The sequence below is a fragment of the Variovorax sp. Root473 genome (assembly GCF_001426505.1).
Lineage (GTDB): Bacteria > Pseudomonadota > Gammaproteobacteria > Burkholderiales > Burkholderiaceae_C > Variovorax.
Map to the genome: position 1 here is coordinate 848317 of NZ_LMEV01000017.1, position 21571 is coordinate 869887.

Annotated in this window: 22 protein-coding genes; 17 read left to right on the top strand and 5 right to left on the bottom strand. The window is 69.1% G+C overall.

Annotated features, from left to right (window positions below):
* The first annotated feature begins 82 nt into the window (after positions 1–82).
* Positions 83–1027 (top strand): LysR family transcriptional regulator, encoded by a 945-nt coding sequence (locus ASD34_RS17275; protein WP_056579845.1) that lies wholly within the window; start codon positions 83–85, stop codon positions 1025–1027.
* Here the strand turns inward: ASD34_RS17275 and ASD34_RS17280 are convergent.
* The gene (locus tag ASD34_RS17280) at positions 1008–1694 is read right to left on the bottom strand and encodes a TetR family transcriptional regulator C-terminal domain-containing protein (protein ID WP_200937598.1); all 687 of its coding nucleotides are present in this window, start codon (positions 1692–1694) and stop codon (positions 1008–1010) included. The two genes, ASD34_RS17275 and ASD34_RS17280, sit on opposite strands and share 20 nt — an antisense overlap.
* 270 nt (positions 1695–1964) lie before the next feature.
* On the opposite strand from ASD34_RS17280, the gene ASD34_RS17285 reads away from it, so the two are divergent.
* Positions 1965–2786 carry an IclR family transcriptional regulator gene (locus ASD34_RS17285; RefSeq protein WP_056579847.1) on the top strand — a complete coding sequence of 274 codons (822 nt, stop codon included), beginning with the start codon at positions 1965–1967 and terminating at the stop codon, positions 2784–2786.
* Here the strand turns inward: ASD34_RS17285 and ASD34_RS27580 are convergent.
* Positions 2771–2971, bottom strand: a complete 201-nt coding sequence (locus ASD34_RS27580) for a hypothetical protein (RefSeq protein ID WP_157609701.1) — start codon at positions 2969–2971, stop codon at positions 2771–2773. The two genes, ASD34_RS17285 and ASD34_RS27580, sit on opposite strands and share 16 nt — an antisense overlap.
* Between ASD34_RS27580 and ASD34_RS17290 the strand changes: the two genes are divergently transcribed.
* From ASD34_RS17290 to ASD34_RS17345, 12 genes are all read left to right on the top strand, one after another.
* Positions 2970–4025, top strand: a complete 1056-nt coding sequence (locus ASD34_RS17290) for a TRAP transporter substrate-binding protein (protein WP_056579849.1) — start codon at positions 2970–2972, stop codon at positions 4023–4025. The genes ASD34_RS27580 and ASD34_RS17290 overlap by 2 nt on opposite strands.
* Complete coding sequence (locus ASD34_RS17295) at positions 4022–4675, top strand: TRAP transporter small permease subunit (protein ID WP_082548773.1); 654 nt, start codon at positions 4022–4024, stop codon at positions 4673–4675. The genes ASD34_RS17290 and ASD34_RS17295 overlap by 4 nt, the downstream gene beginning before the upstream one ends.
* A complete protein-coding gene (locus ASD34_RS17300) occupies positions 4672–5964 on the top strand; it encodes a TRAP transporter large permease (protein WP_056579851.1) in 1293 nt (430 codons plus the stop codon). Before ASD34_RS17295 ends, ASD34_RS17300 begins: the two co-directional genes overlap by 4 nt.
* An 11-nt stretch (positions 5965–5975) precedes the next feature.
* Complete coding sequence (locus ASD34_RS17305) at positions 5976–7361, top strand: amidase (RefSeq protein ID WP_056579853.1); 1386 nt, start codon at positions 5976–5978, stop codon at positions 7359–7361.
* Positions 7337–8128: a 2-keto-4-pentenoate hydratase gene (locus ASD34_RS17310; protein ID WP_235510102.1), complete on the top strand. Its 792-nt coding sequence runs from the start codon at positions 7337–7339 to the stop codon at positions 8126–8128. The genes ASD34_RS17305 and ASD34_RS17310 overlap by 25 nt, the downstream gene beginning before the upstream one ends.
* A 42-nt stretch (positions 8129–8170) precedes the next feature.
* Positions 8171–8941: a fumarylacetoacetate hydrolase family protein gene (locus ASD34_RS17315; protein WP_056579855.1), complete on the top strand. Its 771-nt coding sequence runs from the start codon at positions 8171–8173 to the stop codon at positions 8939–8941.
* Positions 8942–8984: 43 nt separating this feature from the next.
* Positions 8985–10211 carry a pyridoxal-phosphate-dependent aminotransferase family protein gene (locus ASD34_RS17320; protein WP_056579857.1) on the top strand — a complete coding sequence of 409 codons (1227 nt, stop codon included), beginning with the start codon at positions 8985–8987 and terminating at the stop codon, positions 10209–10211.
* Between the two features lie 220 nt (positions 10212–10431).
* Positions 10432–11757: an MFS transporter gene (locus tag ASD34_RS17325; RefSeq protein ID WP_056579859.1), complete on the top strand. Its 1326-nt coding sequence runs from the start codon at positions 10432–10434 to the stop codon at positions 11755–11757.
* Between the two features lie 25 nt (positions 11758–11782).
* Entirely contained in the window at positions 11783–12511 is a 729-nt protein-coding gene (locus ASD34_RS17330) for an aspartate/glutamate racemase family protein (protein ID WP_056579860.1), read from the top strand.
* A gap of 45 nt (positions 12512–12556) precedes the next feature.
* Complete coding sequence (gene hydA, locus ASD34_RS17335) at positions 12557–13984, top strand: dihydropyrimidinase (RefSeq protein ID WP_056579862.1); 1428 nt, start codon at positions 12557–12559, stop codon at positions 13982–13984.
* 23 nt (positions 13985–14007) lie between these two features.
* The gene (locus ASD34_RS17340) at positions 14008–14769 is read left to right on the top strand and encodes an aspartate/glutamate racemase family protein (protein ID WP_056579863.1); all 762 of its coding nucleotides are present in this window, start codon (positions 14008–14010) and stop codon (positions 14767–14769) included.
* Positions 14770–14826: 57 nt separating this feature from the next.
* Positions 14827–15570, top strand: coding sequence for a GntR family transcriptional regulator (locus tag ASD34_RS17345; protein WP_056579866.1), 744 nt, complete (start codon positions 14827–14829; stop codon positions 15568–15570).
* A gap of 254 nt (positions 15571–15824) precedes the next feature.
* Here the strand turns inward: ASD34_RS17345 and fusA are convergent, their stop codons facing one another.
* The 3 genes from fusA to ASD34_RS17360 form a co-directional block, all read right to left on the bottom strand.
* Entirely contained in the window at positions 15825–17885 is a 2061-nt protein-coding gene (fusA, locus tag ASD34_RS17350; protein WP_056579868.1) for an elongation factor G, read from the bottom strand.
* 171 nt (positions 17886–18056) lie between these two features.
* Positions 18057–19070 carry a Bug family tripartite tricarboxylate transporter substrate binding protein gene (locus ASD34_RS17355; protein ID WP_056579870.1) on the bottom strand — a complete coding sequence of 338 codons (1014 nt, stop codon included), beginning with the start codon at positions 19068–19070 and terminating at the stop codon, positions 18057–18059.
* 46 nt (positions 19071–19116) lie between these two features.
* Positions 19117–19605, bottom strand: coding sequence for a DUF3237 domain-containing protein (locus tag ASD34_RS17360; protein WP_056579872.1), 489 nt, complete (start codon positions 19603–19605; stop codon positions 19117–19119).
* A 74-nt stretch (positions 19606–19679) separates the two neighbouring features.
* On the opposite strand from ASD34_RS17360, the gene ASD34_RS17365 reads away from it, so the two are divergent.
* The 3 genes from ASD34_RS17365 (at position 19680) to ASD34_RS17375 (ending at position 21535) form a co-directional block, all read left to right on the top strand.
* A complete protein-coding gene (locus tag ASD34_RS17365) occupies positions 19680–20498 on the top strand; it encodes a helix-turn-helix transcriptional regulator (RefSeq protein ID WP_082548776.1) in 819 nt (272 codons plus the stop codon).
* Positions 20499–20719: 221 nt separating this feature from the next.
* Positions 20720–21055, top strand: coding sequence for a hypothetical protein (locus ASD34_RS17370; RefSeq protein WP_056579874.1), 336 nt, complete (start codon positions 20720–20722; stop codon positions 21053–21055).
* A 42-nt stretch (positions 21056–21097) separates the two neighbouring features.
* Positions 21098–21535: an Hsp20/alpha crystallin family protein gene (locus ASD34_RS17375; protein ID WP_056579877.1), complete on the top strand. Its 438-nt coding sequence runs from the start codon at positions 21098–21100 to the stop codon at positions 21533–21535.
* Positions 21536–21571: the final 36 nt, after the last annotated feature.

Sequence of the window (21571 nt, forward strand, 5' to 3'; positions counted from 1 at the left end):
ATGAAATGTGCCCTGTAGAGACTTGGCTTGGTAGTCCCGGGCGCCGCACAATGCCTATACGCTGAATGCATAAAACAAAGCCATGCCCGTTTCCCCCGCCGTCGATCGCATCGAACTCATGCAGACCTTTGTCCACATCGTCGAGGCCGGCAGCCTCTCGGCGGCCGCGCTGCGGATGGGCGCGACCCAGCCCACCGTGAGCCGCCGCTTGCAGGCGCTGGAGCGCTCGCTGGGCGTGCGGCTGCTGCGCCGCTCCACGCACGCCATGAAGCTCACCGAAGACGGCGAGCGCTGCTACGAGGGCGCGCGGGAACTGATCGCCAGCTGGCGCGCCTTCGAGGCCGACCTGCGCGGCGTGGGCGACGAGCCCGAGGGCACGTTGCGCGTGGTGGCGCCGCATGCACTGGGGCAGCTGCTGCTGGTGGGGCCGCTGGCCGACTACCTGCGCGCCTATCCGCGCGTGTCGGTCGAATGGCTGCTGCACGACCGCCGGCCCGACTTCATTGCCGAGGGGGTCGATTGCGCGATCCAGGTCGGCGAGGTGACTGACACCATGGCCGTGGCCATCAAGCTTTCGGAGGTGCCGCGTGTGGTGGTGGCCGCGCCGTCGGTGCTGGAAGGACGCAATCCGCCCACGCACGCCTCGGAGCTGGCCGAGTTGCCGTGGCTCGCGCTGCGCACCTTCTATCGCAATGAGGTGCAGCTCACCCACCGGCCGAGCGGCGAGCTCGCGCGCGTGCCGATCCGCCCGCGCATGAGCACCGACAGCCTCTACGCGCTGCACAGCGCGGCGGTCATGGGGCTCGGCGCCTGCATCGGCTCGGCCTGGCTCATGAACGACGACATCGCCGCCGGCCGGCTGGTGCAACTGGTGCCGCAATGGCATGCGGCGCCGCTGCCCGTGTACCTGACCTATTCGCCCGCGCGTTTCCAGCCGGCGCGCTTGCGCCGCTTCATCGAGATGGTGCGCCTGGCCATGGCCGACCCGACGGGCCGCGCCTGGGAGGTCAGGGCGTCGTCGGCTTGATGCCGCAGCCGCCCAGCACGAAGGCCACCAGTTCCCGCGCGATCGGTTCGCGGTCGATCGGCGCCTCGGGCGGCAGGCCCAGCATCACGCGGGTCTGGATCGCGTAGTCGGCGTAGCTCTGGGTCATGGCCCAGATGTGCATCAGCAGCAGGCGCGCATCGAGCGGGCGCATCTGGCCGCGCGCGATCCAGCCGTTGATGATGTCGACCTTCTTCTGCGTCCAGGCCTGCGCGTTGGGCCAGTAGCGGTCGAGGTTGCGGCCGCCGTCGAGCACTTCGCGCGTGAAGATGCGCGAGATCTCGGGGTTGTCGAATGCGTGGTCGAGCTTCTTGCGGATGTAGTCGCCCAGCACCGTGGCCGGGCCGCTGGCCTCCTCGAACGAGAACACCACCTTCCAGGCATGCAGCACCTGCATCAGCAGCTCTTCGTAGAGCTCTTCCTTGCCGGCGATGTAGTAGTGCAGCTGGGGCTTGGTGAGGCCGGCGCGCGCCGCGATGGCCTGCGTCGAGGTGCCCTTCAGGCCGTGCAGGCTGAACTCGGTCACCGCCGCCGTGCGGATGGCCGCCATGATGCGTTCCCGCCCCGGCCGCGCACGCGACAGCGGGCCATCGGGCGCGGGCATTTCCTGGGCGATGGCGGGGGGCGCGGAGGCGGTGTCGACGTTCATGGGCTTGAAGGCAGCGTGGCCCGGTCGATGGTAATCCGTCGGCACCAACGGCGGCTTTGGTCCGTTGCCTTGCGGGCGGATCAGGGCGTCGTCGTCGCGCACCTCGGGCTCGGACATGTCGGCCGTGCGACCGGCTTCCTTGATGTTCTAAAAAATGTCAACATCAGTGTAAACACTGTTTTTGACGCATGCTTTGTCGCAGACCATCTGCGGCCAGATCGCGCGCCGGACGGGCAGGCCAAATGGCACGCAATTTGCACAAGGCACGCCATGACAGCCAGCTCGCCGCGCACCTCCGCCAAGACCCCCAAGGTCACCCGCATCGACCGCGACAACGACAGCACGGTGCAGTCGCTCACGCGCGCCATGCAGTTGCTCGAACTCCTCGCGGAGGACGACGAAGGCTTCCGGCTGGTCGACATCGCCGCGCACACGGGCCTGTCGTCGTCGACCGCGCACCGGCTGCTCACCACGCTGGAGCAGCGGCGCTTCGTGCAGTTCGATCGCGAGACGAACCTCTGGTACGTGGGCGTGCGCTGCTTCTCGGTGGGCTCGGCTTTCGGTCGGCGCCGGCGCATCGCGCACCTGGCGTTGCCGGTGATGCGTCGGCTGCGCGACAGCACCGGCGAAAGCATCAACCTGGGGATCGCCGACCTGGGCGACATCGTCTTCGTCACGCAGATCGAGAGCCGCGAATTGATGCGTGCCATCGGCAAGCCGGGCTTTCGTGCACCGCTGCATGGCACTGCGATGGGGCAGGCGATCCTGGCGGCGATGTCCGAGGAGGACGTGCTGCAGTACCTGCGCACCTACGGCTTGCCCAAGCTCACGAACAACACGATCGCGCGCGCCTCGCGGCTGCACGAAACGCTGGGCGAAGTGCGCCGTGCGGGTCATGCGATCGACGACGAGCAGAACGCCGTCGGGCTGCGCTGCATTGCCGCGGCCATCCGCGACGAGCATGGCCAGCCCTTCGGCGCGATCTCGCTGGTCGGCCCGACGCAGCGCATCAAGAGCACCGATTTCCTTCACCTGGGCGCCACCGTGCGTGCCGCCGCCGACGAGATCACCGCGGCCTACGGCGGTCGCTGAAGCGCCTGCGCCTGCAGCGCGTCTTCCACTGGCGCAACGCGCCAAGTGCTTGATTCCAAACCGGTTTTTTCGACCGTCCCGCGCAGCGGAATAGTCCGCTGCGCGGCGCCGCTGCGGGATTCAATGGCACGTCTTCTTTCGATGCCGCGCTGTTTCCCACCCACCTCTTCGCTGGAGTTTTTCATGCCGTTCCACCCTCGCTTCAAGTCTTTCGCCACAGTTGTCCTGGCCGCGGTGCTCGCGTTGCCCGCGGCCCACGCGCAAGACCGCATCAAGATGAAAGCCATCGGCCAGCCGCTGGCCACCGGCCTGCTCCAGAAGAACAAGGAGCAGCCGTTCTTCGAGAACTTCGCGGCCCGCACCGGGTTGCCGATCGATGTCGACTACAAGCCCATCGACACGCTGGGCATCAAGGACACCGAGCAGCTGCGCGTGATGAAGGCGGGTCTGTTCGACCTCGTGTCGCTGCGCGTGTCGCAGAACTCGCGCGACGAGCCCACGATCCTCGGCCTGGACCTGGTCGGCGCGGCGCCCGACTACGCCACCGGCCGCAAGGTGGCCAAGGCCTATTTCGACACGGTCGATGCGCGCCTGCAGGCGCAGTTCGGCGTGAAGCTGCTGGCCGTGTGGCCCTTCGGCCCGCAGATTCTTTTCTGCAAGAAGCCGATCAGCAGGCTGGCCGACATCAAGGGCCTGAAGGTCCGGGTGTACGACCAGAACCTGGCCAAGTTCATCGAGATGGTGGGCGGCACGCCGGTGCCGGTGTCCTTCGCCGACACGCACCAGTCGCTGTCGCTGGGCGTGGTCGACTGCGCCATCACAGGGCCCAGTTCGGCCAACTCGGCGGGCTGGCCGGAGGTGACGACACACCAGATGCCGATCGGCTTCCAGATGGCGTTGAACGGCTACGGCATGACGATGAAGTCGTGGAACGCGCTGGCGCCCGATGCCAAGCTCAAGATGAAGCAGGCCTTCGACACGCTGAGCGACGACATGTGGAAGTACTCCGAAGAGCTCTTCAAGGACGCGCTGAACTGCAACGCCGGCAAGGACCCGTGCACCACCGGCAAGAAGTTCAAGCTGATCGACGTGCCCGTCGCGCCCGCCGACACCGAACTGCTGCGCGGCGCCGTCACCAAGGTGTCGCTGCCGGTGTGGGCGGAGGTGTGCAACAAGTCGAACCCAAGCTGCCTGAAGACCTGGCAGGCGACGGTGGCACCGGTGCTGGGCCTGCAATGAACAGCGTCGCCATGACCCGCGACCGGCAATCCGCCACGGCGGCCTCTGCGCACACTCGGCACAACGACTTCAGGGCCCGCATGGAGACCGTGCTGGCCACGGCCTTCGGCGCCATCTTCCTGGGGCTGGCCTTCGTCGTCGCCATCGAGACGATCTCGCGCAAGCTGTTCAACATCTCGCTGCAGGGCGCGGACGAGCTGGGCGGCTACGCATTGGCGGTCGGTTCGACGCTGGCCTTCAGCCTGTCGCTGCTGGGGCGCAACCACATCCGCGTGGACGTGTTCCACGAGCGCTTCTCGCCGCGCGTGCAGGCGCTGCTGAACTGGCTCTCGATCGTCTCGCTGGCGGTGTTTTCGCTGTTCATCGCCTGGGTCGCGTTCAAGGTGATCCAGGACACGACGGCCTACCGCAGCACCGCGCAGACGCCCTGGGCCACGCCGCTGATCATTCCGCAGGGCGTGTGGTATGCGGGCCTGGTGATCTTCGCGCTCGTGGCCTGCGCGCTGGCATGGCGCGCGACGCGGCTGCTGGCCAGCGGCGACATCCGCACGCTGAACAACGACTTCCATCCGAAGAGCGCGAAGGAAGAGCTGAAGGAAGAACTCGACGATCTCAAGGCACGGCAGCACGCCGGAGGAGCCGCACCATGAACATCGGCCTGATCGGATTCGCATTCTTCGCGATGCTCGCCCTGATGCTGCTTGGCCTGCCGATTGCGGTGTCGATGGCGGCCATCGGCATCATCGGCGGCATTGCCGCCTACGGCGCGCCCTTCATGGACTCGATCGCACCGGTCGTGTGGGGCGTGCAGAACGAGAGCCTGCTCACGTCGGTGCCGCTGTTCGTGCTGCTCGGCGAACTGCTGCTGCGCTCGGGCATCGCCGACCGCATGTACATCGCGTTGTCGGCCTGGCTGGGCCGCCTGCCGGGCGGGCTGCTGCACACCAACATCGGCAGTTGTGCGTTGTTCGCGGCGACCTCGGGCTCGTCGGTGGCCACCGCGGCCACGGTCGGCACGGTGGCACTGCCGTCGCTGCAGCGGCGAGGCTACCCGATGCGCGCGTCGCTGGGCAGCCTGGCCGCGGGCGGCACGCTGGGTATCCTGATTCCGCCGAGCGTGAACATGATCGTGTACGGCTCGCTCACCAACAACTCGATCGGCAAGCTGTTCGTGGCCGGCATCATCCCGGGCCTGCTGCTCACGCTGAGCTTCATGCTGTGGATCGCCATCTCGAGCCTGGCCAGCGGCAACGCGATGCGCGAGCCCAAGGTACCGCTGCGCGAGCGGCTGCGCGTGCTGGTGCACCTGGTGCCGCCGGCGGTGGTGTTCGGCATCGTGATGGGGAGCCTGTACTTCGGCATCGCCACGGCGGCCGAGAGCGCGGCGCTGGGCGTGCTCGCGGCGCTGGGCTTCGTCTGGCAGTCGGGCAAGCTCAACTGGGAGCTGCTGCGCAACTGCTTCATCTCGACGGCGCGCGTGAGCGGCATGATCTTGCTGATCGTCGTGGCCGCCTTCATCCTCAATCTGACGGTGAGCCTCACGGGCGTGGCCGAAGCGATGACGAAGTGGGTCGCGAGCCAGGGCCTGTCGGCCACCGGGCTGATCCTGGCGCTCATCGTGTTCTACCTGGTCCTGGGCATGTTCATGGACGTGCTGTCGATGCAGGTGGCGACGATCCCGATCACCTACCCGATCGCCGTCGCGGTGGGCATCGACCCGATCTGGTTCGGCATCTTCATCGTGCTGATGTGCGAGCTGGGCCTGATCACGCCGCCGGTGGGCATGAACCTGTTCGTGGTGCATGGCATCCGTCCCGACAAGGGCGGCATCCAGGACGCGATCTGGGGTGCGCTGCCGTACGCGCTGATCATGATCGCGTTCACGCTGCTGCTGATGGCCGTGCCGCAGCTGGTGACGTGGCTGCCGGCGCACATGTGAGGCCCGCCCCGATGCACAGCACCACACCGCTCTGGCAACTCGATGCGGCGCAGCTCGCGGCCGGCTATCGCGAGGCGGCGTTCACCCCGACCGACGCGCTGCATGCCTGCCTGCAGCGCAGCGCCGAGGTCAACCCGCGGCTGAACGCACTCGTCACGCTCGACAGCGAAGGCGCCATGCACGCGGCCGAGCAAAGCACGGCGCGCTGGCGCAGCGGCCGGGCGCTGGGCGCGCTCGACGGCGTGCCCCTCACCATCAAGGACAACCTGCAGGTGCGCGGCCTGCCGACGCACTGGGGCAGCCGCGCGCTGGCCGGCGGCGTGGCCGAGCGCGACGAGCTGCCGGTGGCCAGGCTGCGCGAGGCCGGCGCCGTGATCTTCGGCAAGACCAACGTGCCCGAGTTCACGATGCAGGGCTACACCGACAACCCGGTGTTCGGCCCCACCGGCAACCCGTGGGACCCGAGGCTCACACCCGGCGGTTCGTCGGGCGGCGCGGTGGCGCTGGTGGCCGCGGGCGGATGCCCGATTGCGCTGGGCACCGACGGCGGCGGCTCGATCCGCCGGCCGGCCTCGCACACCAACCTCGTGGGCTTCAAGCCCTCGCGCGCACGCGTGCCGCGCGGCGACGGGCTGCCGCCGATCTTTCTGGGCTTCGAGGTCGCGGGTCCGATCGCGCGCAGCGTGGCTGACGTGGCGGCGGTGATGCAGGTGATCGGCGAGCGGCCGGTGGAGGAGGGCGCGGGCCTGCAACGCGCGCGCATTCTCTTCATCCCGCGCTTCGGCGATCACCCGGTCGATCCGCAGATCGCGGCGCTGACCGAGGCGACCGCGCGCCACATGGCGGCGCTGGGTCACGAGGTCACGACGGCGCGGGAGTTCGGCCTGGTCGAGGCCGTCAACCAGCGCTGGCCGCTGCTGGCGCAGGTCGGGCTGGCGTGGCTGGTCGCGCATCCGCAGGAGCTGTCGAGCCGGCCTTTCGATCCGTCTGTGTTCGGCCCCGCGATGCAGGCGAACGCCGAGAACGGCCGCAAGGCCAGCGCGTCGGCGCTGTTCGAGCTGCTGTACGAGGCCGAGCGGCTGCGCAACACGCTCGCGCAGCTGTTCGATCGCTACGACTTCCTGCTCACGCCCGCTGCGGCCGCGCTGCCCTGGCCCGCCAGCCAGACGCATCCGACGCGCATCGACGGGCGCGAGGTCGGCCCGCGCGGCCACGCGGTGTTCGCCGGTTTTGCAAACGCCGTGGGGCTGCCCGCCATCGCGCTGCCGTGCGGGTTTGCAGGACACCTGCCGGTCGGCGTGCAGCTCGTGGCGCGCGAAGGGGCGGACGACGCCTTGCTCGCGCTGGCGCGCTCGTTCGAACAGGCCCATCCGTGGCTGCGCTTCCCCGCGCTGTGACGCTGGCCGAGGCCGTCGCGCAGGCCTCGCCGGGCGAGGCCGCGCAGGCGCTGTGCCGCGCGCGGCGCGACGGCCGGCGTGTGATGTCGTCGATGTTGCCGCTGCAGGATCGGCGCACGGCATACGCCATCCAGGACGCGACGCTGGCGGCGCTCGGCGCGGTCGGCGGCTGGAAGGTCGGCGCGAGCGCGCCGGGCCGCGAGCTCGTGTGTGCGCCGTTGCCGGCCGAAGGGCTGGTGCCGGGCGGCGCGTCGCTGGTCGGCAGTGCATGGCATCTGCGCGGTGTCGAGGCCGAGCTTGCGTTTCGCCTGGGCGCCGACCTGCCGCCGCGCGCGACGCCCTACACGCGCGACGAGGTCGCCGATGCCATCGCGTCGGTGCTGCCCGTGATCGAGGTGGCGGAAACGCGCCTGGTCGACTGGCTCGACGCCAGCCCTTCGGCACTGCTGGCCGACCTGCTGTGCCACGGCGGCCTGGTGCTTGGCGAGCCCGCGCCTTTCGAGCGCGCGTGGCTGGACCTGTCGCAGCTCGAGGTCGTGATGCATTTCGACGGGCAGGTCGTCGCGCACACGGTCGGGGAGCACACGCACCCCGACGTCGGTGCGCTGCTCGTGTGGCTGGCCAACCAGGGCGCGGCCCGGGGCCAGGGCCTGCGCGCCGGCCAGGTCGTGACGACCGGTTCGTGCACCGGCATGTTGTTCGCCTCGCAGGGCACGGCCGTGCGGGTGCAGGTGAAAGGGCTTGCGCCGTTGCGCGCGAGCTTCTGAATGTCTTGTTCTTTTTTCCTGGGGTCACTGGAGGCCACCGACATGTCCCTTTCAAGAATCGAAGTCGTCGCCGGAGCGCTGGTGCGTGCGCGCGGTGAACACGTCGCGTGCCCGGCGGCAGAAGTGGCCGACCTGCTCACGCAGGCGAACGACGCCTACGCCGTGCAGCAGCAGGTGGCGCAGGCGCTCGGCTGGTTCGGCACTGCGCCGCCCCGCTACTGGAAAGCGGGTGGCCCGTCGCGCGACGCGGTGCTGACCCACGCACCGCTGCCGCCGCGCGGCGTGTGGCCCAGCCCGGCGACGGCGGGCGACTGGCCGTTCCACATGCGCGGCATCGAGGCCGAGATCGCGCTGCGGATCGGGCACGATGTCGATGCAGCCATGGCATTCACGCTCGACGTCGACAGCGCCCGCGCGCTGGTCGATGCGATGACGGTGTCGATCGAGGTCGTCGACTCGCGCTGGCAGGAGTCCATCGACGCGCCCGCGCTGTGCAAGCTGGCCGACCTGCAATCGCACGGCGCGCTGGTGCTCGGCGCGTGGGGGCCGTTCGTGGCCCGCGACTGGGCCGCGCAGGCGTGCGAGGTGCGCATCGGCGCACGCGCCGCCGTGATGCGCCGCGGCACGCATTCGCTCGGCGATCCCGCCTGGCTGCTGCCCGCGTGGCTGCGCCATGCCACGCGCCACGGCGAGACCGTCGCGGCCGGCACCGTCGTCACGACCGGCACGTGGGTCGGCATTCTCGAAGCGGGCGAGGGCGACCTCGTCACCGCTGAATTTCCCGGCATCGGCCACGCGTCGGTGCAGCTCTAGAACCTTTCATCCACTCACCAGAACACAGAACGGAGACACATCCATGATCGCCCTCGACAACCATCCCAGCGGCCGCCACTTCCTGCAGATCCCGGGCCCCAGCCCCGTGCCCGACCGCATCCTGCGGGCCATCAGCCTGCCGACCATCGACCACCGCGGACCCGAGTTCGCCACGCTGGGCAAGAAGGTCATCGGCGGGCTGCAGCAGGTATTCCAGACCCGGCATCCGGTCGTCGTCTATCCCGCATCGGGCACTGGCGCGTGGGAGGCGGCACTGGTCAACCTGATGAGCCCTGGCGACCACGTGCTGATGTTCGAGACCGGCCACTTCGCGACGCTGTGGCAGAAGATGGCGCGCCGGCTCGGCCTGGAGCCCGAGTTCCTCGCGCTCGAAGGCACCGACGAGACCGGCCTGCCGCGCAGCTGGCGTCACGGCGTGCAGGCCGACCTCATCGAGCAGCGCCTGCGCCAGGACACCGCGCACCACATCAAGGCCGTGTGCGTGGTGCACAACGAGACCTCGACCGGCGTCACTTCCGACATCGCCGCGGTGCGCCGCTCGATCGACGCGGCGGGCCATCCGGCGCTGCTGATGGTCGACACCATCTCGGGCCTGGCGAGCGCCGACTACCGGCACGACGAGTGGGGCGTGGACGTCACCGTCAGCGGCTCGCAGAAGGGCCTCATGCTGCCGCCGGGCATCAGCTTCAACGCGGTGTCGCCCAAGGCGCTCGAGGTGGCGAAGACGGCGCGCCTGCCCAAGGCCTTCTGGGCCTGGGACGAGATCATCGAGATGAACCAGGGCGGCTACTGGCCCTACACGCCGAGCACGAACCTGCTGTACGGCCTCAGCGAGGCGCTGGACATGGTGCTCGAGCAGGGTCTGCCCGTGATCTTCGCGCGTCACCAGCGCTGGGGCCGCGGCGTGCGCGCGGCGGTGCAGGCCTGGGGCCTGCCGACGCAGTGCGCCGACGCGCGCGTGCACTCGCCGGTGCTGACGGGTGTCATCACGCCGCAGGGCGTCGATGCCGATGCGCTGCGCCGCCTCATCCACCAGCGCTTCGACCTGTCGCTGGGTGCGGGGCTGGGCAAGCTCCGGGGCCGCATGTTCCGCATCGGGCACCTGGGCGACTGCAACGACCTGACGCTGATGGCCGCCTTGACCGGCGTCGAGATGGGTTTCAAGCTGGCGGGCGTGCCGCTGGCCGGCAGCGGGGTGCTGGCGGCCATGGCGTACTTTGCGCAAACACCGGCCGTCGACGCCGCGTGATCCCGTCGGGAAGGGGCTGCGGGCTAGGTGTTTGCCATTATCGTCAACAATATTGTCGACATTGTTGTTGACGTTTGTTTTGACGAAGCCTAGATTCCGTTCCACAGCCTCGGTGGTGCACTGGCCCGGACCAGCCCCGACCCGCGACTGCAAAGTTCGCCAGCGTGCCGGGTCGTTTCCTTGCAAGCTGGCATCCGTGCCACTGCAAGGAGACAAGCCGATGCAAAACACCATGACGGACGGCGCCAAGGCGACCGCCGCAGCACCCGATGCCGCCCTCCAGCCCACCAAGGTGCGCTGGAAGATCTTCCTGATGATGTTGTTCCTGATCTCGATCAACTATATCGACCGGGCCTCGCTCTCGGTGGCCATGCCGCTGATCGCCAAGGAGTTCGACATCGGCCCGGCCGTGCAGGGCCTGCTGCTCAGTTCGTTCTTCTGGACCTATGCGCTGATGCAGATTCCGGGCGGCATGCTGGCCGACCGCTTCGGCCCGCGCGTCGTCATCGCCGGCGCCACCGTGGGCTGGGGCTTCTTCCAGGCCATCGCCGCCGTCTGCACGGGCTGGGTGCCCTTGCTGCTCACGCGGCTGGGCCTGGGCGCGGCCGAAGCGCCGATCTACCCCGCGGGCGGCAAGCTCAACGGCATCTGGATGACGCAGACCGAGCGCGGTCGCGGCGCCACCTTGCTCGACGGCGGCGCGCCGCTGGGTGCGGCGCTGGGTGCGATCCTGATCTCGGCGCTGATCGCCGTGCTCGGCTCGTGGCGCCTGGCTTTCGTGATCGCCGGTGTCGGCACCGTGATCGCCGGCTACTTCGCCTGGCGCTACATCCGCAACCATCCGCGCCAGCATCCCGACGTGAACGAGGCCGAGGCGCGCTACATCGAGGCCAGCCACGCCGCCGATGCCGCCAAGGAATCGGCCAATGCCAGCGGCCGCGTGCTCGACTTCTTCCGCTACCGCTCGGTGTGGGGCATGTTCTTCGGCTGGATGTGCTTCAACGCGCTGTTCTACGGCCTGCTCACCTGGATGCCCAACTACCTGTCGAAGGTGCATGGCTTCGACATCAAGCAGATGGGCGGCGCGGTGTTCATCATGTTCTTCTCGGGCTTCGTCGGCGAAATGTTCGGCGGCTGGCTGGCCGACAAGTGGATGGCGGCCGGCGCGTCGCAGAGCAAGGTGCTGCGCACGCTGTTCGGCATCTCGTCGATCATCGCGACCATTGCGATCTTCATGGTGACGCGGATCACCGACCCGGTCGCCGTGGTCGTGCTGCTGTCGGTCACGCTGTTCTTCCTGCGCTGGTGCGGCCTGTTCTGGTGCGTGCCCTCGATCCTCGGCACGCGTGCACGGGTCGGCTTCCTGGGCGGCACGATGAACCTGGGCGGCAACGTGGCGGGCATCGGCGTGCCGATCGTGGTCGGCCTGATCGTGCAGGCCACCGGCTCGTACTTCATGGCGCTCATGCTGTTCACGGCCGCCGGTGCGGGCCTGTTCGTCTGCTCGACGATGCTGATCGACTACAGCAAGAAGCTGCCGGTCTGAGGCCAATCACCCCGACATCCATCACATGACCCCTCGCAAACTCATCGGCGTGCTCACGCCTTCCTCGAACACCGCGCTCGAGCCCCTGACCAGCGCGATGGTCGCGGCCGTGCCCGGCGTGTCGGCGCATTTCTCGCGCTTCACCGTCACCGAGATCTCGATGCGCGACGCGTCGCTGAACCAGTTCGACGACAGCAAGATCCTCGAGGCCGCCCGGCTGCTGGCCGACGCACGCGTCGACACCATCTGCTGGAGCGGCACCTCGGCCAGTTGGCTCGGCTTCGAGAAAGACCAGGCGCTGTGCGCGCGCATCACCGAGGCCACCGGCATTCCGGCGACCACCTCGGTGCTCGCGCTCAACGAGCTGCTGGCCGTGCAGGGCGCGCGCACGCTGGGACTGGTGTCGCCGTACGTCGACGACGTGCAGCAGCGCATCGTCTCCAACTACGCACGCATCGGCATCGACTGCGTGGCCGAGCGGCACCTCGATCTCACGGTGAACTTCGCCTTCAGCGAGGTCGAGCCCGACACGCTGCGCCGCATGCTGCGCGAAGTGGCGCAGCAGCGCCCAGACGCCATCACCATCATGTGCACGAACCTGAGCGGCGCGCAGCTGGTCGAGGAGATGGAGCGCGAGCTCGGCATCCCGATCTACGACTCGGTGGCCACCGTCGTCTGGCGCGCACTCAAGACCGTCGGCATTGCACCGGGCGCCGTGAAGGGCTGGGGCCGGTTGTTCGACGCAACAGCCTGAGCGTTCGCAACCACCCCGACACAGACAGAAAAGCAAAGAAAGACCATGACCTTCCGCGACCTCGATCTCGTGGTGCGCAACGCCCGCGTTGCCACCGCCAGCGACACCTTCGATTCGGACATCGGCATCGCCGGCGGCCGCATCGTGCAGCTGGGCCTCGGCCTGCCGGCCGGCCGACAGGAGATCGACGCCGCCGGCCGCTACGTGACGCCAGGTGGCGTCGATGCCCACTGCCATCTCGACCAGCCGATGGAGCCGCCGGTGCGCATGGCCGACGACTTCGACACCGGAACCCGCGCCGCGGCCTGCGGCGGCACGACCACGGTGATCCCGTTCGCCGCGCAGCAGAAGGGCCAGTCGCTGCATGCCGCCGTGCGGGACTACCACCAGCGCGCCGAGGGCCGCGCCCACGTCGACCATGCCTTCCACCTGATCGTGAGCGACCCGACCGAAGAGGTGCTCAAGCACGAGCTGCCGCAGCTCATTGCCGAGGGCTACACCTCGTTCAAGATCTACATGACCTACGACGATCTGAAGCTGGACGACGGCCAGATCCTCGACGTGCTGTCGGTGGCGCGGGAGCAGGGCGCGATGGCCATGATCCACGCCGAGAACGCCGACTGCATCGAGTGGCTCACCAAGCGGCTCGAAGCCAACGGGCGCACCGCACCGCGCTTTCATGCGCATTCGCGGCCGATGCTGGTCGAGCGCGAGGCCACGCACCGCGCCATTGCGCTGTCGGAGCTGGTCGACGTGCCGATCATGATCGTGCACGTGTCGGGGAGAGAAGCCGTCGAGCAGATTCGCTGGGCGCGAGCGCACGGCCTGAGCGTGTTTGCCGAAACCTGTCCGCAGTACCTGTTCCTGACCGCCGAAGACCTGGGCATCGACGACAGCTACCAGGGCGCGCGCTGCGTCTGCAGCCCGCCGCCGCGCAACCGCGAGAACCAGCAGGTGATCTGGAACGGGCTGTCCGATGGACTCTTCACGATCTTCTCGTCGGACCATGCACCGTTCCGCTACGACGCGCCCGAGGGCAAGAAGCCCGGCGGCGAAGAGGTGGCCTTCCGCCACATACCGAACGGCATTCCGGGCATCGAGACGCGGCTGCCGCTGTTGTTTTCGCACGGCGTGCTCGACGGGCGCATCACCATCAACAAGTTTGTCGAGCTGACATCCACCAACCCGGCCAAGGCCTACGGGCTGCACCCGCGCAAGGGCACGATCGCCGTCGGCGCCGATGCCGACCTCGTGGTCTGGGGCACCACGCCACGCGCCATCCGCAACACCGACCTGCACCACGACGTCGACTACACGCCTTACGAAAGCATCGAGGTGAAAGCCTGGCCGGCGTTGACGCTGGCACGCGGCGAAGTCGTGTGGGACGGCGAACGCTTCCATCCGCGCGCCGGACGCGGAGAATTCCTGCGCCGGGGCGAGCCGACCTTGCTGCCGAGCCGCCGACCCGCCTGAGCCCTTCGCCTGGAGACATTGCCATGAACCTGCTGCTGATCAATCCCAACACCTCGCAAAGCGTCTCCGACCTGATCGCGGCCGAAGCCCGGCGCGCGGCCGCGAGCGACACGCGCATCGAGGTGCTCACGGCGCCCTTCGGCGTGGCTTACATCGAGACGCGCTTCGAATCGCTGATCGGTGCGTACGCTGCCGCCACGCTCGCGGCCGAGCACCACACGCGGCACGACGCGATCGTGGTCGCCGCCTTCGGCGACCCCGGCATCGACGGACTGCGCGAGGCGCTCGACATCCCCGTGGTCGGCCTCACCGAAGCGGCCTTGATGAGTGCGTGCCTGCTCGGCAAGCGCTTCTCGATCGTCGCGATCTCGCGCCGCATCACGGCGTGGTACCGCGAGTGCGTGCAGGCCAATGGCCTCATCGACCGGCTTGCGAGCATCCGCAGCCTGGACGGTCCGCTCAAGGACATCGGGCATGTGCAGGACGACCACGGCCAGCGCCTGGAGGCCCTGTGCATGTCGGCCATCGAGGACGACGGCGCGGACGTGATCATCATTGCCGGCGCGCCGCTGGCGGGCCTGGCGCGCTCGATCAAGGACCGCATTCCGGTGCCGGTGGTCGACGGCGTGTCGAGCGCCGTGTGCCATGCGCAGACGCTCGTGTCGCTGGCACCGGCGCCGGCGCGCCTGGGCAGTTTTGCGCCGCCGCCGATCAAGCCGAACCAGGGGCTGCCCGAGGCCCTGGCGCGGCTTCTGGCGCGCGACGGTGCACGCGCGCCGGGCTGAGGTCGCGGGCCCGTGACGCTCTGCAGCCTGGAGGGGGCATCGATAGAATCGGCGCCGATGCCCACCAAAGCCCCAGCCCGCAAGACCAGCGCGAACGGCGCCACTGGCGCCACCGGCACGACCGGTGCCACCCCTGCCCGCGAACACAGCGTCGACGAGATCGCCGAGAAGATCTCGGCCGCCATCCTGGAACACCGTCTCGCGCCGGGCACGAAGCTGGGCGAAGACCGGCTGGCGACGATCTTCGCGACCAGCCGCGCCAAGGTGCGCGAGGTGCTGGCTCGGCTGGCGCACGAGCAGATCGTCGAACTCGTGCCGCAACGCGGCGCCTTCGTCGCCAAGCCCACCATCGAGCAGGCCCAGGACGTGTTCGAGGCCCGTCGCCTCATCGAACCCGGCGTGCTGCGCCGCCTCATCCGCACGCTCGACGACACCAAGAAGCAGCGCCTGCAACGCCACATCGAGCTCGAGGCCGACGCGCGGCGTCGCGAAGACAAGCGCGCCATCGTGCGACTGTCGGGCGAGTTCCATGTGCTGCTGGCCGAGCTGGCCGGCAACTCGGCGCTGGCGCGCTCCATGCGCGAGCTGTCGGTGCTGACCTGCCTGATCATCTCGCTGTACGACGCGCCCACCGCCACCAGCTGCCGCGCCGACGAGCACGAGGAAATCGTCGCCGCCGTGAACCGCGGGGACGCCGCGCGCGCCGAGAACCTGATGCTGCATCACCTGGACCACATCGAGCAGAGCCTGAAGCTGGACGACAGCGCGGAAGAGGTCGACCTCGAAAGCGTGTTCAGCTGAGGCGCGGCAAGAACCATCTGGCGAATCGCACCGCAGTACACGCATCGGCTCGACACCTCGCGTGCCTGATCGATGCAGTCGATCCGACCTGAGCGGGTTCCGGGCCCGCAACGGCAAGATGCATGTTCATGCATGGCGCCACCGATGGGCTGATCACCCCGTGCAGATGCGCACGCGGGTGGCCGGCAACAGCGGACCTTGCATGGCGCCGGCAAGCGTGGCAGATATCCGCGACGCGCAACTTCGCGCTTCCTTCAGTCCTCGTCGTGCCCGCGGTACTCGCCCATCAGCGTCTTCTGCACCGCAGGCGGCACCGCCTCGTAGTGCGACAGCGCCATCGTGTAACGTCCCTGGCCGCTGGTCATCGCGTTGAGCCTCGACTGGTAGCTGGCCAGCTCGACCTCGGGCACCTGCCCGCCGATCGCCACCGTTCCGGCGCCCAGGCCTGACGTGCCCGTGACCAACCCGCGCCGCGAGGACAGGTCGCTCGTGACATCGCCCACCGCATGCTCGGGCACGGCGATCTCGATGTGCACGATGGGTTCGAGCACCACCGGCCGCGCCTCGCGGATTGCGGCCATGAAGGCCTTGCGGCCGGCGGTCGCGAAGGCGATGTCCTTGCTGTCGACGCTGTGGTGCTTGCCGTCGTACACCACGACGCGCACGTCGACCACGGGGTAGCCGGCGATCGCGCCGTACGCCAGCACCTCGCGCACGCCTTTCTCGACCGCGGGGATGAACTGGCCCGGGATCGCGCCGCCCCGGACCTCGTCGGCGAACTCGAAGCCCGCGCCCCGCGCGAGCGGCTCGATGCGCAGGAAGACCTCGGCGAACTGGCCGGCGCCGCCCGACTGCTTCTTGTGTCGGTGGTGGCCCTCGGCCGGCGCGGTCACGCTCTCGCGGTAGGCGATGCGCGGCGGCCGCGTCAGCACCTCGAAGCGGTACACCTCGCGCAGGCGTTCGAGCACGATGCGCAGGTGCAGCTCGCCAAGGCCATAGAGCACCGTCTCATTGGTCGCGGCCACATGCTCGATGCGCAGGCACGGGTCTTCGGCCGCGAGCTTGCCGAGGATTTCCCAGGCGCGCTGTTCGTCGCCGTGGCGCTTGGGCTCCACGGCCAGGCCGTACACCGGCACGGGGAAGGGCAGCGGCGCCAGATGCACGTGGCTGTCTTCAGCGGCATCGTGCAGCACGGCATCGAAGTGGATTTCGTCGACCTTCGCCACGGCCACGATGTCGCCCGGCACCGCGCGCGACACCTCGACGTGGTCCTTGCCCTGGAGCATGAACAGGTGCCCCACCTTGAAGGGCTTGCGGCCGTCGCCGATGTAGAGCTGGCTGTCGCGCGTGAGCGTGCCCTGGTGCACGCGGAAGATGCCCATCTTGCCGACATACGGATCGATGGTGACCTTGAACACGTGCGCCAGCACATGCAGCGACGGGTCGGGCAGGGCCTGCATGGGCCGGGCCTGCGCGCCCTCGCCAAGGATGAACGCCGGCGGGTTGCCCTCGGTCGGGTCGGGCAGGAGCTTGACGATCACGTCCAGCAGTTCGGCCACGCCCGCGCCGCTGCGCGACGAGACGAAGCACACCGGAATCAGGTGGCCTTCGCGCAGTGCCTGCTCCAGCGGCGCATGCAGCTCGGCCGGGTCCATGTCGCCTTCCTCGAGGTAGCGCTCGACGAAGGCCGCGTCGACCTCCACCACCTGCTCCACCAGCGCGCGGTGCGCCGCTTCCACGGGGCCGAAATCGGAGCGTCCAAAGCGGTTGAAGAAACAGTCGATCACCTGCCGGCCCACGCCGTCGGGGACGTTCAGCGGCAGGCATTCGCGGCCGAAGGTGGCCTGGATGTCGGCCAGCAGGCCCGCCAGCGAAACGCCCTGCGCGTCGATCTTGTTGACGACGATCATGCGGGCGAGGCGGCGTGAGGCCGCGTAATCCATCATGCGCACCGCCATCGGCTCGATGCCGGTGGCGGCATTGATGACCACCGCCACCGTTTCGACCGCCTCGAGGGCCGGCAGGCTCTGGCCGAGCAGGTCGGGTCCGCCGGGCGTGTCGATGAGGTGGATGCGCGTGCCGCCGTGCGTGAGGTGCATCACCGAGGCGTTGAGCGAATGCAGCATGCGACGCTCGAGCGGGTCGTGGTCGCTGACGGTGCTGCCGCGTTCGATGCTCCCGCATGCGGCGATGGCGCCCGCCTTGTGCAGCAGGCTTTCGGCCAGCGAGGTTTTACCGGAGGCCGCGGCGCCCACCAGCGCCAGCGTTCGCACTGCTTCCATTTCGGCCGCGAGGCCGTTCGATCGGCTTGGCATGGCTGGCTCCTTTGCGCGTCCGCAAGGCCGGCCCGGCGGCCTGCAAAGGCACGGGTGCTGCGCGTGGACGTCGGGCCAGCGTACGGGATTGACCGGGCGCGCGCAAGTTGATTGCGTCGCCGGCAAGGCGCCTGCCGGATGCGTCGGCGCCGCGGGCGTGCGCCCGCCCGCTCAATCCGCCTTGAAGCCGGTGGCCGCGACCACCTTGCCCCAGGTCAGCGTGTCGGCGGCGATGATGCGCACGAACTCCTGCGCCGAAGTGCCCGTCACGCCGAAGCCCGCGTCCTCCAGCTTCGCCTTGCCGTCCGCCGACTGCACCGCCTTGCGGATGTCGGCCTCCAGCCGCGCGACGATCTCGGGCGGCGTGCGCGCCGGCACCACGATGCCGAACCACGAGTTGAACGCGAGCTGCGGGTAGCCCTGTTCGCGGAAGGTCGGCACGTCGGGCAGGCTGGCGCTGCGCGTGTCGCCGCTGGAGGCCAGTGCCAGCAGCTTGCCGGCCTTCACATTGGCGGCCGTCAGGCCCACGCTCGCGAAGCTGCCCGCCACGTCACCGCCGAACAGGCCGCCCAGAGCGTCGCCGGTGGTCTTGTAGTGCACCGGCTCGGGCTGCAGGCCGATGGCATCGCCGAACAGGAAGGCGCCGAAGTGGCCGGGCGTGCCGGCGCCGAAGGTGCCCATGAAGAGCCCCTTCTGAGCGCGGCTCCATGCGACGAACTGCTTCACGTCGCGCGCCGGCACCTTGGCGGGGTTCACCACCAGCATGAAGTTGGAGGTGACCACCTGGCTCACGGGCACGAAGTCTTTCTTCGGGTCGTACGGGAGCTTGCTGTAGCTGCTGGGCGCAATGGCCAGCTGACCGGTCTCGCCGAGCATGAGCGTGTAGCCGTCGGGCTGCGCGCGCGCCACTTCCGAGGCGGCGATGAGCCCCGCAGCTCCCGGTTTGTTGTCGACCACGACGCCCAGGTTGCCCCAGCCTTCGGACAGCTTCTGCGCCAGCAGCCGCGCCACGATGTCCGGGCCGCTGCCGGCCGGGAATCCGACCACGAGGCGCACTGGCCGGCTGGGATAGGCGCCCGTCTGCGCGAGCGCCTGCGAGGCCCAGGGGATGCCCCCGAGCCCGATCAGCGTGGTGGCGGCGATGAGCGCGCGGCGGCGCGCGCCCGTGGCAAAGGCGGTCGTCATGGAGGTCTCCTCTCGGTGTTGAAACGGGGGCGCGGGCGCGGTCAGGTCACTGCAGAGCGAAGAAGCGCATCACCACCTGCGCGGGATGGCGCACGCCGACGCCCACGAACAGGCGCTCGGTGATCCATCGCAGCGAGGGGCTGCGCGTTTCGAAGGAGGGCGCGCACCGGAAGTAAACCTGCGCCGCGTCGACGGGCTCGCCGCGCAGCAGCCGCGCCATCACGTCGGCCGGCGCGGTGCGCAGCGCGCGGTTGCGCACGTAGATGCGTTCGCCGGCCTCGGTCTCCAGCCCGTAGCGGGCATCGAGCTCGGAGACCGTGTCGCTGGCGATGCGCTGGAAGTCGGCGCCGCCAGGCAGCACGCGCGCGGTCCAGCCCTCGCCCCTGGCGTGGCCGCCCGCGATGGGCACGACGCGGCGCAGCCCCTCGGGGCCGTCGCCCAGCACCAGCGGTTCGCCCACGTCGACGCAGACGTCGGCGAACCAGGCCAGATGCGGTGCGGCAAGCGGATCGGTGTCGGGAGGCAGGGAGGTCATGCCCTAGCGTAAGTCCGGTGGCAGCGCGGTGCTGTCATCCCGGAAGATGACGGGATTCCCCGTATTGCCGACCCATGCGCACCTGGATTCCCGAACCGCCGGCCCACGGCATCGACACCTCGCTGGCGCAGTGCCTGCCGGTGGTCGTGCCCGCGCTCGGCGAGCCCAGCTTCGGCGCGCGCCTGCTCGAGGCCATGTCGGCGGCGCTGCCGGTGGGCTCGTTCTCGGTCTACCGCACCGGCCCGGAGCCGGCCATCTTCCTGAGCGGCAGCCGGGGCATGCCCGACACCACGCGCGACTGCTGGCGCGCGTACCTGTCGGGTCCGATCCGCAGCGATCGCACCTTGCGCGAAGCGAGCGCGCCGCAGCTGCGCGTGTGCCACATCACGGCGCGCGAAGTGCCTCCCGAACATCGTGCCAAGGTGTACGACGCGCACGGCGTGATGGAGCGCGTGTCGGTGGTCGAGGAAGAACCGGCCCGCGACGACGCGCTGTTCGCGGTCAACTTCTATCGGCATGTGCACCAGCGTGCGCTCAGCGACGCGCAGCTGGCCGACTTCGGCGCCGTCGGGCGGCTGCTGATGGCGCTGACGCGCAAGCACATCGCGCTGGCGCGCACGCCCGCAGCCGACGAGTTGCGCAGCCGGCTGCTGGGCGTGTGCCCCGCGCTCACGGCGCAGGAACTGCAGGTGTGCCTGCGGCTGCTGCGCGGCATGACGCAGGAAGGCATCGCCGCGGACATGGGCCTGGCGGTGCCCACGGTCAAGACCTACCGCAACCGCGCCTTCGGCCGGCTCGGCATCCACTTTCGCAGCGAGCTGTTCGCGTTGATGCTGCCCGAACGCGGCTTGCCCGAGCGACGCCCCGGCGCTCAAAAATCAGAATTTGTCTGACATGACGGCGTGCGCGCCGCACGCTAGATTCCTGCGCCTGCGGTATCACCGCAGGCTTGCTGTAAACCTCAGCCCGGTCGCTTGCGGCCGGGCTTTTTTTATGCCGAGCCGGGCCGCGCGCGCGTGTCGGGCCGGTGTCGGAAATGGCCTCTTGAAATTCGCCTGGCAGGCTCCTATGTTCACTCCCGTCGGAAATTGGTCAATCGAAAAGGAGGTATTCAATGGCCATGAACTTGCTCAAGCAAATCGCCGGCTCTCGCTTGCCTGTGTCGTTCTATCGCACCGAGGACATCGACCAGGTGCGGCTGCTTCGCGCCGCCGGACTCGTGGTGGCCCTGGTGCCCGCGCCCTCGGACTCGCTCACGCTGTCCGGCTCCGCCTCGGCAGCCCAGGTGCTCGCCATCACCCAGAAGGGACGCGAGGAGCTGGCGAACTTCTCCTACCCTGAACCTCGCCCCGTGCGCTGGCGACAGCGACCGGGGCGCCTGTTTGCGCGGCACCGCGGGAACGCCAGCGACGGCGCCACCCCGATGCACACGCACCGCCTGCCTCAGTGAGCAGCGAGCGGGTTTTCGTTCAGTTTTGACAGGAGGTTTCCCATGTACCGATCTTTCTTCCCGCGCGACATGCTGGCCGAAATGGATCGCCTGCAACGGGACATGCAGCAGGCGTTCGATCTGTCGCCCACCATCCGCGGCCATGGCAGCCACGGCTTTCCCGCGTTGAATGTGGGCGCCACGCCGCAGGCGCTGGAGATCTTCGCGTTCGCCCCGGGCGTCGATCCGGCCTCGCTGGAGATCAACCTGGAGCGCGGCCTCATGACCATCGCCGGCGAGCGCAAGAGCCAGCTGCCCGACGCGCAGGCCAAGGCGGCCGTGCACATCAACGAGCGCTTCGAGGGCGCGTTCCGCCGCGTGCTCACACTGCCGGACGACGCCGATCCCGAGGCCGTCCAAGCCAGGCTGCGCGACGGCGTGCTGCGCATCACGGTCCGTCGCCGCACCTCGGCGCAGCCGCGCCGCATCGCTGTCCAGTGAAACCAGGAGACGCACATCATGAGCAATGACGTACAG